This is a genomic window from Pantoea sp. YU22 (assembly GCF_003970755.1).
Taxonomy (GTDB): domain Bacteria; phylum Pseudomonadota; class Gammaproteobacteria; order Enterobacterales; family Enterobacteriaceae; genus Pantoea; species Pantoea piersonii.
Window position 1 is genome coordinate 334,646 of the sequence record NZ_RYDU01000002.1, and the last position, 12,373, is coordinate 347,018.

Below are 12,373 nucleotides of genomic sequence, written 5' to 3' on the forward strand. Positions count from 1 at the left end.
GGCGATTGTGATCTAAGTCTTTCATTTCTCTATTTGCCGACAGCGTTCCGTTGTCCCGGCACCTCTTTATTCTTTTGAATAGAAATTCATTTTAACTGCGTGGATAATCGAACCTGTTCTGATTAATTTTACTTATGGCGACCCCGCGTTTGATTCAAATATGCCGTTATAAGAAAAACAGATACATGATGTGCGGGTAATCTGCTATGTAGCAGATTCTGCTGTTAAAGCCCTTCCAGCCAGCACGGGAATGGGATATGACCGCTTCATGACAGTGAGACAGTTCACATTTCCGCCGGTCCTGCTAAATGGCCAACCGACAGTTTTTTAGGGTTAAATTCAATTAAATTCAATAAGTTAATTCATTTAACCTTGATAAAAAGACGACCAGGAACGCTATTTGACGTAATTCCGCTTTCCCGATAAGTTGGAAATCCGCTGGAAGCTTTCTGGACGGGTGCTCAACTCGTCATATTTATGCAGTAACAGAGATTCCCCCTGTAACAAGACCACGACGCTTGTGACAACGACGCCAACGGCCAGACAGATGGGGCGACACAGGAGTGCAGCGCACGATGCGCATCAGCCTGTCGCTTAGCTCTTTCTGCGCCCGTAGCCCGACCAAAGGGAATCCACAGAGCCTGGGGAGGTTCACTGAAATGTTGTATGACAAATCCCTTGAAAAGGATAACTGTGGTTTCGGCCTCATCGCCCATATAGAAGGCGAACCTAGCCACAAGGTAGTGCGTACCGCCATTCATGCACTGGCCCGTATGCAACACCGCGGCGCGATCCTTGCCGACGGCAAGACCGGCGACGGCTGTGGTCTGTTATTACAAAAACCTGACCGCTTTTTCCGTGTAGTGGCGGAAGAGAAAGGCTGGCGCCTGGCGAAAAATTACGCCGTGGGCATGCTTTTCCTCAGCCACGATGAGGAAGAGGCTCAGGCGAGCCGCCGCATCGTGGAAGAGGAAGTGGTCCGTGAAACCCTCTCTGTGGTCGGCTGGCGCGACGTGCCCGTCAATCAGGATGTGCTGGGAGAGATTGCTCTCTCTTCTATGCCGCGCATTCAGCAACTTTTTATCAATGCGCCGGCTGGCTGGCGTCCGCGCGATATGGAGCGTCGTCTCTATATGGCTCGCCGCCGCGCGGAAAAGCGCATTGAGCAGAGCGACGATAAAGCGTTCTACATCTGTAGCTTCTCAAACCAGGTCAATATCTATAAAGGCCTGTGTATGCCGGCCGACCTGCCGCGCTTTTATCTCGATCTGGCGGATCTGCGTCTGGAGTCGGCGATTTGCCTGTTCCATCAGCGCTTCTCCACCAACACCGTGCCGCGCTGGCCGCTGGCGCAGCCGTTCCGCTATATGGCGCACAACGGCGAAATCAACACCATCGCTGGCAATCGGCAATGGGCGCGCGCGCGCGCCTACAAATTCAATACGCCGCTGATCCCCGATCTGCAGAACGCCGGACCGTTCGTTAACGAAACCGGCTCCGACTCCAGCTCAATGGATAACATGCTGGAGCTGTTCCTGAACGGCGGCATGGATTTAGTGCGCGCTATGCGCCTGCTGGTGCCGCCCGCCTGGCAGAACAACCCGGATATGGATCCGGAGCTGCGCGCCTTCTTCGACTTTAACTCGATGCATATGGAGCCGTGGGACGGCCCGGCAGGCATCGTAATGTCCGACGGCCGCTATGCCGCCTGTAACCTTGACCGTAACGGCCTGCGCCCAGCGCGCTACGTGATCACCAAAGACAAACTGATCACCTGCGCCTCCGAAGTTGGCATCTGGGATTACCAGCCGGACGAAGTGGTGGAGAAAGGCCGCGTTGGGCCTGGTGAACTGATGGTGATCGACACCCGTATCGGACGCATTCTGCATTCGGCGGAAACCGATAACGATCTCAAGAGCCGCCACCCCTATAAAGAGTGGATGGAGAAAAACGTTAAGCGTCTGGTGCCGTTCGAAGATTTGCCCGACAACCAGGTCGGCAGCCGCGAGCTTAACGACCCGCTGCTGGCGACATACCAGAAGCAGTTCGGCTACAGCAGCGAAGAGCTCGACACCATTATCCGCGTGCTGGGCGAGAACGGCCAGGAAGCGGTCGGCTCAATGGGCGACGATACGCCGTTCGCCGTGCTCTCCAGCCGTCCGCGCATCATTTATGACTATTTCCGCCAGCAGTTCGCGCAGGTGACTAACCCGCCAATCGATCCGCTGCGTGAAAACCATGTGATGTCGCTGGCTACCAGCATCGGCCGCGAGATGAACGTATTCTGCGAGGCGGAAGGCCAGGCGCATCGCGTCAGCTTTAAGTCCCCTATCCTGCTGTGGTCCGATTTCAATCAGCTGACCACGATGGAAGGCGAATATTATCGCGCCGATACGCTGGATTGCACCTTCGACCCGGCGACGCAGACGCTGGAGCAGGCGATGCATGCTCTGTGCGACGAGGCAGAGCGTATGGTACGCAACGGCACTGTGCTGCTGGTGCTCTCCGATCGCGCTATCAGCGAAAACCGTCTGCCGGTTCCGGCGCCGATGATCGTCGGCGCGGTGCAGACGCGCCTGGTTGAGAAAAACCTGCGCTGCGACGCCAATATCATCGTCGAGACCGCCAGCGCGCGCGATCCGCACCACTTCGCCGTGCTGCTCGGCTTCGGCGCGACCGCTATCTATCCTTACCTCGCCTATGAATCGCTGGCGAAGATGGTCGACAGCAACGTCATTGAGAAAGATTATCGCGCGGTGATGCTGAACTACCGTAACGGCATCAACAAAGGTCTCTACAAGATCATGTCCAAAATGGGCATCTCGACTATCGCCTCCTATCGCTGCTCGAAACTGTTCGAAGCGGTGGGCCTGCATGCCGATGTGTCGAGTCTCTGCTTTCAGGGCGTCGTCAGCCGCATCAGCGGCGCGAACTTCGCCGACTTCCAGCAGGATCTGACCAATCTGGCGAAGCGCGCCTGGCTGCAGCGTAAACCGCTGGACCAGGGCGGCCTGCTGAAGTACGTGCACGGCGGCGAATACCATGCCTACAACCCGGATGTGGTCGCTACGCTGCAGCGCGCCGTACAGAGCGGCGAATACAGCGACTATCAGGAGTACGCGAAGCTGGTGAACGAGCGTCCGGTAGCGACGCTGCGCGATCTGCTGGAGCTGCAGCCGGGCACCGAATCGATCCATATCGACGATGTCGAGCCGGCCAGCGAGCTGTTTAAACGCTTTGATACCGCAGCGATGTCAATCGGCGCGCTCAGCCCGGAGGCGCATGAGGCGCTGGCCGAAGCGATGAACTCGCTCGGCGGCTACTCTAACTCCGGCGAAGGCGGCGAAGATCCGGCGCGCTACGGCACCAATAAAGTATCGCGCATCAAACAGGTCGCATCGGGCCGCTTCGGCGTTACGCCAGCCTATCTGGCCAATGCCGACGTGATTCAGATTAAAGTGGCGCAGGGCGCCAAGCCTGGCGAGGGCGGTCAGCTGCCGGGCGATAAAGTAACGCCTTACATCGCGAAGCTGCGCTACTCCGTACCGGGCGTTACGCTGATTTCGCCGCCGCCGCATCACGACATCTACTCGATTGAAGATCTGGCGCAGCTGATTTTCGACCTGAAGCAGGTGAACCCGAAGGCGATGATTTCGGTGAAGCTGGTCTCTGAACCGGGCGTCGGCACCATCGCTACCGGCGTGGCGAAAGCCTATGCCGACCTGATCACTATCGCAGGCTATGACGGCGGCACCGGTGCCAGCCCGTTAAGTTCGGTCAAATATGCGGGCTGTCCGTGGGAGCTTGGCCTGGTGGAGACGCAGCAGGCGCTGGTCTCCAACGGTCTGCGCCACAAGATCCGTCTGCAGGTAGATGGCGGCCTGAAGACCGGCCGCGACATTATCAAGGCGGCGATCCTGGGCGCAGAAAGCTTCGGCTTCGGCACCGGCCCGATGGTGGCGCTGGGCTGTAAATACCTGCGTATCTGTCACCTTAACAACTGCGCGACCGGCGTAGCGACCCAGGATGACAAGCTGCGTAAGAACCACTATCACGGCCTGCCCTTCAAGGTAACTAACTACTTTGAGTTCATCGCGCGTGAAACCCGCGAGCTGATGGCCAGCCTGGGCGTAAAACGCCTGACCGACCTGATTGGCCGCACCGATCTGCTGAAAGAGCTGGATGGCTTCACCGCCAAGCAGCAGAACCTGGATCTCTCGTCGCTGCTGAAAACGGCAACGCCGATGCCGGGCAAAGCGCTGCACTGCACCGAAGGCAGCAACCCGCCGTTCGACAAAGGCGAGCTGAATAAGGCGCTGCATGACCAGGCGATGCCGTTTGTGGAAGCAAGACAGAGTAAGACCTTCTTCTTCGACATCCGCAACACCGACCGCTCCGTAGGCGCGACGCTTTCTGGCGCTATCGCGGCGATCCACGGCGACCAGGGGCTGGCGGCGGATCCGATCCGCGCGCACTTCTCCGGCACCGCCGGTCAGAGCTTCGGCGTGTGGAACGCAGGCGGCGTCGAACTGACGCTGACCGGCGACGCCAACGACTACGTCGGCAAAGGGATGGCTGGCGGTATGCTGGCGATCCGTCCGCCGGTCGGCTCCGCGTTCCGCAGCCACGAAGCGACCATTGCGGGCAATACCTGCCTCTATGGCGCGACGGGCGGCAAGCTGTTCGCCGCAGGCCGCGCAGGCGAGCGTTTCGCAGTGCGTAACTCTGGCGCGATTACGGTCGTTGAAGGGATCGGCGACAACGGTTGTGAATATATGACCGGGGGCATTGTCTGCGTACTGGGCCGCACCGGCGTGAACTTTGGCGCTGGCATGACGGGCGGCTTCGCCTACGTGCTGGATGAAGATGGCGAGTTCCGCAAGCGCGTCAACCCGGAGCTGGTGGAAGTGCTTAACGTCGACGAGCTGGCGATCCACGAGGAGCACCTGCGCGGCTTAATCACCGAGCATGTGCAACACACCGGCTCCAGCCGCGGCGAGGAGATCCTTGCCAACTGGCCGCTCTGGTCGTCGCGCTTCGCCCTGGTTAAACCCAAGTCCAGTGATGTTAAAGCGTTGCTGGGTCACCGCAGTCGTTCCGCAGCCGAGCTGCGTGTGCAGGCACAGTAATAGTTCGCCCCGTCTGGCGCGCCGCGCCGGACGGGATAGCCGTAAGAGGTTACGATGAGTCAAAACGTCTATCAATTTATCGACTTGCAGCGCGTTGACCCGCCAAAGAAGCCGCTGAAAATTCGTAAAATTGAGTTTGTGGAAATCTATGAGCCCTTTTCCGAGAGCCAGGCGAAGGCGCAGGCCGATCGCTGTCTCTCCTGCGGTAACCCTTACTGCGAGTGGAAGTGTCCGGTTCACAACTACATTCCTAACTGGCTGAAGCTGGCGAACGAAGGCCGCATTATGGAAGCGGCGGATCTGTCGCATCAGACCAACAGCCTGCCGGAAGTGTGCGGACGCGTTTGCCCACAGGATCGTCTGTGCGAAGGCTCCTGCACCCTGAACGACGAGTTCGGCGCAGTCACTATCGGCAATATCGAGCGCTACATCAACGATAAAGCGATGGAGATGGGCTGGAAGCCGGATATGTCGCACGTTAAACCGACCGGCAAGCGGGTGGCGATCATCGGCGCTGGCCCGGCGGGCCTCGCCTGCGCCGACGTGCTGACGCGTAACGGCGTGAAAGCGGTGGTCTACGATCGCCATCCGGAAATCGGCGGCCTGCTGACCTTCGGCATTCCGTCGTTCAAGCTGGAAAAAGAGGTGATGGTCAAACGCCGTAAGCTCTTTACCGAAATGGGCATTGAGTTCCAGCTGAATACCGAAGTGGGCCGCGATGTACAGATGAGCGACCTGGTGAACGCCTATGATGCGGTTTTCCTTGGCGTCGGCACCTATCAGTCGATGCGCGGCGGACTGGAGAATGAGGATGCGCCAGGCGTCTATGACGCGCTGCCGTTCCTGATCGCCAACACCAAACATACCATGGGCTTTGCACAGCAGGACGACCAGCCTTACGTCAATATGGAAGGCAAGCGCGTCGTGGTGCTGGGTGGCGGCGATACCGCGATGGACTGCGTACGTACCTCTATCCGTCAGGGCGCGACGCACGTGACCTGCGCCTATCGTCGTGATGAAGCGAATATGCCGGGCTCGAAACGTGAGGTGAAAAACGCACGTGAAGAGGGTGTAGAGTTTCAGTTCAACGTGCAGCCGCTGGGCGTCGAAATCAACGCCAGCGGTCGCGTCAGCGGCGTGAAAGTGGCGCGTACCGAGATGGGCCAGCCCGATGCGGCAGGACGTCGTCGCGCTGAGATCGTGCCCGGCTCCGAGCATGTTCTGCCCGCAGATGCAGTGGTTATGGCGTTCGGTTTCCGTCCGCACAAAATGGAATGGCTTGCCGACTTTAGCGTAGAGCTGGATGGACAGGGACGCATTATCGCGCCGGAACACGCGGAGAGCGCCTTTCAGACCAGCAATCCTAAAATCTTCGCCGGCGGCGATGCGGTGCGCGGTTCAGATCTGGTGGTGACAGCGATTGCCGAAGGCCGTAAAGCCGCAGAAGGCATTATGGACTATCTGGAAGTGTAAGATTCAACAGCGACAAAAAAGCCGGCTATCGCAGCCGGCTTTTTTTATCTTTTATTTCACCACGCGCAGCGACGGGCGATTGCCGCGCGGCGGCGGATCGTCATCCGGCGAGTTATCTTCTTCGGTGGCGTCGTCCGGACGATCGCCATCAATCACTGACATCACAGGATCGGCCGAGGTCTCTTCTGCGTCCTGGCCACCCAGCTCATAGGCCGGTTCCGGCTCGAACATAGTGCCCGCGCCATTTTCACGCGCGTAGATCGCCAGAATGGCGGCCATGGGTACGGAAACCTGACGCGGCACGCCGCCGAAACGCGCATTGAAACGCACTTCGTCGTTGCCGAGTTCCAGATTGCCGACCGCGCGCGGCGCAATGTTCAGCACAATCTGGCCATCACGCGCGTACTCGAGCGGCACCTGAACGCCTTGCAGATTGATGTCGACCACCAGATGCGGCGTTAGCTGGTTGTCGAGCAGCCAGTCGTAAAACGCACGCAACAGGTAAGGACGACGGGCTGAGAGTTGCGACATTTCCATAGATTAGCCCCGGGCTTGCAGGCGCATTTCACGTTCCGCTTCCGTCAGTGAAGCGAGGAAAGAGTCACGCTCGAATACGCGATTCATATAGCCTTTCAGTTCTTTCGAACCGGCACCGGCAAGATCGATGCCCATAGACGGCAGACGCCACAGCAGCGGCGCCAGATAGCAATCCACCAGGCTAAACTCTTCGCTCATAAAGAACGGGGTGCGGGCGAACAGCGGCGCAATCGCCAGCAGCTCTTCACGCAGCTGTTTACGCGCGGCTTCAGCTTCCTGACCGCTGCTTTTTTCAATAGTGTGCATCAGGCTGTACCAGTCCTGCTCGACGCGGTGCATCATCAGACGGCTTTCGCCGCGCGCAACCGGATAGACCGGCATCAGCGGCGGATGCGGGAAGCGCTCGTCCAGGTATTCCATAATGATGCGGGATTCATACAGCGTCAGTTCGCGATCTACCAGCGTCGGCACAGTGCGATACGGGTTGAGGTCAATCAGATCCTGCGGCAGGTTATCCATTTCGACCTGCTCGATCTCTACACTAACGCCCTTTTCAGCCAGTACGATGCGTACCTGATGACTGAAAATGTCAGTAGGACCGGAAAACAGCGTCATTACCGAACGTTTGTTGGCAGCGACAGCCATGAAAACCTCCAAGTTTGTTCACAAAAAGTTACTGCGAATAGCCAACCACACGGCGACTCACCTGCTCAATCGTTCGCTCACAGCCTGCGCTAGCCTTGTCTCTCCGACATCCCGACGGTTGACCGACATAACACGCCGACTTATGGGCGCAAAGTGACACAGAGTTTACCAGATTTTGGGCAGCTTGTGGGCGAGGATTCAAGATTTGCGGGGAATTTGCGAGCAGCGCAGAGATTTTATCGCTATTCAAACGCGCCGGAGAAGAAAATAAAAAACCCGCCGAAGCGGGTTTTTTGTGCCAATCGTAGCAGCCGGAGCCGCAAACAATTAACGCTTGGAGAACTGCGGACGACGGCGTGCTTTACGCAGACCGACTTTCTTACGTTCAACCTGACGTGCGTCACGGGTAACGAAGCCCGCTTTACGCAGTTCAGCACGCAGAGATTCGTCGTACTCCATCAGAGCGCGGGTGATGCCGTGACGGATCGCACCTGCCTGACCAGAAATACCACCACCTTTAACGGTGACGTACAGATCGAATTTACCAACCAGGTCCAGCAGCTCAAGCGGCTGACGAACTACCATGCGGGCAGTTTCGCGACCGAAATACTGTTCCAGAGAACGTTGGTTGATAACGATGTTGCCACTGCCCGGCTTAATGAATACGCGAGCGGTGGAGCTTTTGCGGCGACCAGTGCCGTAGTTTTGAGTTTCAGCCATTGCCTGTAATCCCGATTAAATGTCAAGAACTTGCGGTTGCTGTGCCGCATGGGTGTGCTCGTTGCCCGCGTAAACTTTCAGCTTACGGAACATTGCACGGCCCAGCGGGCCCTTCGGCAGCATGCCTTTAACCGCGATTTCAATCACACGCTCAGGACGGCGAGCAATCATCTCTTCAAAGGTCGCCTGTTTGATACCACCGATGTGGCCGGTGTGGTGATAGTAAATCTTGTCAGTACGCTTGTTGCCGGTAACGGCGACTTTGTCAGCGTTCAGAACGATGATGTAATCACCAGTATCAACGTGCGGAGTGTACTCCGCTTTATGCTTACCACGCAGACGGCGCGCCAGTTCAGTCGCCAGGCGACCCAAGGTTTTGCCAGTTGCGTCAACAACATACCAGTCACGCTGTACGGTTTCTGGTTTAGCTGTAAAAGTTTTCATCGAAAAGCTTACCCAAATTAAGTTACACGTTGGTGAAAACCCAAACGCTTAAGTAAACGGTTGAGGCTCACACGACCATTTTGACCAGCAAGCCCACCCCTTCGGATAGAGTTACCGGAGCACAACGGATTCGGGAAATAAATCCAGTTGCTGTAACGTGGGGTCGCAAGATTATAGAGAAGTCGATTACAAAAATCGAACTCTATTTGATCTTTTTATTGGGCGCGATCAGGGCAGATGCGGCAGCCGCAGATACTCTTCGCTCTGCATCTCCTGCAGGCGCGACAGGCAGCGCTGATACTCAAATTTCAGCCGCGTGCCCTGATAGATTTCGTACAGCGAGGTCTCCGCCGCGACCACCAGTTTGACGTGGCGCTCGTAGAACTCATCCACCAGCGCGAGGAAGCGTCGCGCCTGATCTTCGGTTTTATAAATCATCACCGGCACGTCATAGAGCAGCACGCTGTGGAAGCGGCGCGACAGTTCGATGTAGTCATGCTGGCTGCGCCCTTCCCCGCACAGCGTCAGGAAGTCGATTGCCAGCACCCCTTCGCTGACGCCCAGCGTCGCCATCTGGCGATGGTTAATCTCCAGCACCGGCGCGTCGTCGCGCGCGCTGCCCGCCAGCGCCTTAAACATGCGTTCCATCTCGGCGTGCGTCGCCTCATTCAGCGGCGCGTTCCACAGGTGCGCCGAGGTCAGCGTGCGTAGCCGGTAGTCGATGCCAGCGTCGACGTTCATCACGTCGCAGTGCTGTTTGATCTGCTCAATCGCCGGCAAAAAGCGCGCGCGCTGCAGGCCGTTGCGATAGAGATCGTCTGGCGGAATATTCGACGTCGCCACCAGCGTGATGCCGCGCGCGAAGAGCGCCTCCATCAGCGTGCCGAGCAGCATAGCGTCGGTAATATCGGAGACGAAGAATTCATCGAAGCAGAGAATATCCGTTTCAGCTTTAAAACGGTCGGCGATCGTCAGTAAAGGATCGCTCTGTCCCTGCAGTTGGGTCAGCTCTTCATGCACGCGCAGCATAAAACGATGGAAGTGCAGGCGCAGCTTGCGGTTGCCAGGAATAGACTGAAAAAACAAATCCATGACCCAGGTTTTGCCGCGCCCTACGCCGCCCCACATATAGAGGCCGCGTACCGGCGCCTGCGTTTCGCTTTTCTCTTTGCCCATCAGTCGGGACAGGCGGCCGAATAATCCTTTGCCGCTCGCAGGTTGCTCAGGCTGACGCGCCATCAGCGCCCGCTGAACAGCGTCCAGTCGGGTGATCGCTTCGCGTTGTACATCATCGGGTTTAAAGTCGCCCTGCGACAGCGCCTGCTCATAGCGCGCAAGCGGAGATGAGGTTTGCATGGTTCTCTCAGAATCCCTGATAAGGTCTTATTCACAGTTCGGTTGATGAAAAAAAGGCCGCTCTACACTAAGGCATGCCGCCTCAGAGTTCCACATCCATAAGATTAACGGGTATAGTGGCTATTATTGAAATGGTGGATGCCCTACAAGCAACGGAAATTACATGGGAGTCATTATGACCTGGGAATACGGGCTAATTGGTTTAGTAATTGGCATTATTATCGGCGCGGTTGCCATGCGTTTCGGTAACAAAAAGCTGCGTGAGCAGCGCAGCATGCAGTACGAGCTGGAGAAGTCCAAAGCGGAGCTGGCGGATTACCGCGAAGAGCTCACCAACCACTTCGCACAGAGCGCAGAGCTGCTGGATAATATGGCGCGCGACTATCGCCAGCTTTATCAGCATATGGCGAAAGGATCGAACGATCTGCTGCCGAACCTGCCGGGCGAAAAAAATCCTTTTGCCTATCAGCTGACTGAAGCGGAAGCGGATAACGATCAGGCGCCGGTTCAGATCCCGCGCGACTATTCTGAAGGCGCTTCCGGCCTGCTGCGTGGCGAACGCGCCGCGCGCGACTAATCTTATTGGGGCGCAATCACGTTGCGCCCCGCATTTTTGCGAACCCGACCCTGAATCAGCTGTCACATACGTTTACTCCCCCACTTTTCGCAGCGAGAGCGTTGTAGCAATGAAAAAACAAGCACGACTGTTAAGCGCATTAGCCTTGAGTATTGGGATGAGCCTTGCCGCAGCGCCTGCTGCGATGGCGACATTGCCCGCGCAGATTCAGGGCCAGCCGTTACCCAGCCTGGCGCCGATGCTGGAAAAAGTGTTGCCGGCGGTAGTCAGCGTCCACGTTGAAGGTACGGAAGCGGCTAGCCAGGCGCAGGATATTCCCGAACCGTTAAAACGCTTCTTCGGTCAGGGACCGGGCGGCGATCAGGCGCAGCCGTTTGAAGGCCTGGGCTCCGGCGTGATTATCGACGCCGCTAAAGGCTATATCCTCACCAATAACCACGTGGTTAACGGCGCGGACAAAATCAGCGTTCAGCTTGGCGACGGCAGCGAATATGATGCGAAGCTGATTGGACACGACGAACAGACCGACATTGCCCTGATTCAGGTTGAAGGCGCGAAGAACCTGACCCAGGTGAAAATCGCCGACTCCGATCAGCTGAAAGTCGGCGACTTCGCCGTGGCGATCGGCAACCCGTTTGGTCTGGGTCAGACTGCCACCTCCGGCATTATTTCCGCGTTGGGCCGCAGCGGGCTTAATCTGGAAGGCCTGGAAAACTTTATCCAGACCGACGCCGCCATTAACCGCGGCAACTCCGGCGGCGCGCTGGTCAATCTTAATGGCGAGCTGATCGGCATCAACACGGCGATCCTGGCCTCAAGCGGCGGCAATATTGGTATCGGCTTCGCTATCCCCAGCGATATGGCGATGAATCTGGCGCAGCAGCTGATCAAATATGGCGAAGTGAAACGCGGCCAGCTCGGTATCAAAGGTACCGAAATGACAGCGGATATCGCCAAGGCGTTTAACGTCGATGCGCAGCGCGGCGCGTTCGTCTCCGAGGTGCTGCCGCAGTCCGCCGCCCAGAAAGCGGGGATTAAGTCAGGCGATATTATTACCTCGATTAACGACAAGCCGATCACCAGCTTTGCTGAACTGCGCGTGAAGGTGGGTACCACCGCGCCGGGCGAAAAAGTGAAGCTCGGCCTGCTGCGCGACGGCAAGCCGCTCTCGGTCGAGGTAACGCTGGAGCAAAGCGCGCAGAGCACTGCGAGCGCCCAGTTAATGTCACCTGCGCTCCAGGGCGCAATGCTGAGCGACGGCGCGACGAAAACCGGCGACAAAGGCGTGAAGATCGACAGCATTGAAAAAGGCACGCCTGCTGAGCAGGTCGGTCTGCAAAAAGAGGACGTGATTGTCGGTGTTAACCGCACGCGCGTTACCAGCCTTGCCGAGATGCGCAAGGTGCTGGAAGGCAAACCGCCGGTGCTGGCGCTGAACGTCGTACGTGGCGGCGAATCTATCTACCTGCTGCTGCGTTAATCTTCTCTACAG

General features: G+C 57.5%; 9 protein-coding genes. 4 read left to right on the forward strand and 5 right to left on the reverse strand.

What is annotated here, in order from left to right:
• Window positions 1–659 precede the first annotated feature (659 nt).
• Both gltB and EKL29_RS06030 read left to right on the forward strand, forming a co-directional pair.
• Entirely contained in the window at window positions 660–5,129 is a 4,470-nt protein-coding gene (gltB, locus tag EKL29_RS06025) for a glutamate synthase large subunit (protein WP_126689121.1), read from the forward strand.
• Between the two features lie 54 nt (window positions 5,130–5,183).
• Entirely contained in the window at window positions 5,184–6,602 is a 1,419-nt protein-coding gene (locus EKL29_RS06030; RefSeq protein ID WP_120455332.1) for a glutamate synthase small subunit, read from the forward strand.
• 51 nt (window positions 6,603–6,653) lie between these two features.
• On the opposite strand, the gene sspB is transcribed toward EKL29_RS06030, so the two are convergent.
• From sspB to zapE, 5 genes are all read right to left on the reverse strand, one after another.
• On the reverse strand, window positions 6,654–7,139 hold the full coding sequence (gene sspB / locus EKL29_RS06035) for a ClpXP protease specificity-enhancing factor (RefSeq protein WP_120455330.1): 486 nt from the start codon (window positions 7,137–7,139) through the stop codon (window positions 6,654–6,656).
• Between the two features lie 3 nt (window positions 7,140–7,142).
• A complete protein-coding gene (gene sspA / locus EKL29_RS06040) occupies window positions 7,143–7,784 on the reverse strand; it encodes a stringent starvation protein SspA (RefSeq protein WP_033749254.1) in 642 nt (213 codons plus the stop codon).
• 327 nt (window positions 7,785–8,111) lie between these two features.
• Window positions 8,112–8,504, reverse strand: coding sequence for a 30S ribosomal protein S9 (gene rpsI, locus EKL29_RS06045; protein ID WP_031375459.1), 393 nt, complete (start codon window positions 8,502–8,504; stop codon window positions 8,112–8,114).
• 15 nt (window positions 8,505–8,519) lie between these two features.
• On the reverse strand, window positions 8,520–8,948 hold the full coding sequence (gene rplM, locus EKL29_RS06050; protein WP_033793286.1) for a 50S ribosomal protein L13: 429 nt from the start codon (window positions 8,946–8,948) through the stop codon (window positions 8,520–8,522).
• A 228-nt stretch (window positions 8,949–9,176) separates the two neighbouring features.
• Window positions 9,177–10,304, reverse strand: coding sequence for a cell division protein ZapE (gene zapE / locus EKL29_RS06055; protein WP_120455327.1), 1,128 nt, complete (start codon window positions 10,302–10,304; stop codon window positions 9,177–9,179).
• Between the two features lie 175 nt (window positions 10,305–10,479).
• Here zapE and zapG point away from each other — a divergent pair, with 175 nt between their 5' ends.
• Window positions 10,480–10,881: a Z-ring associated protein ZapG gene (zapG, locus tag EKL29_RS06060; RefSeq protein ID WP_120455884.1), complete on the forward strand. Its 402-nt coding sequence runs from the start codon at window positions 10,480–10,482 to the stop codon at window positions 10,879–10,881.
• 109 nt (window positions 10,882–10,990) lie between these two features.
• Window positions 10,991–12,361, forward strand: coding sequence for a serine endoprotease DegQ (gene degQ / locus EKL29_RS06065; RefSeq protein WP_120455325.1), 1,371 nt, complete (start codon window positions 10,991–10,993; stop codon window positions 12,359–12,361).
• Window positions 12,362–12,373: the final 12 nt, after the last annotated feature.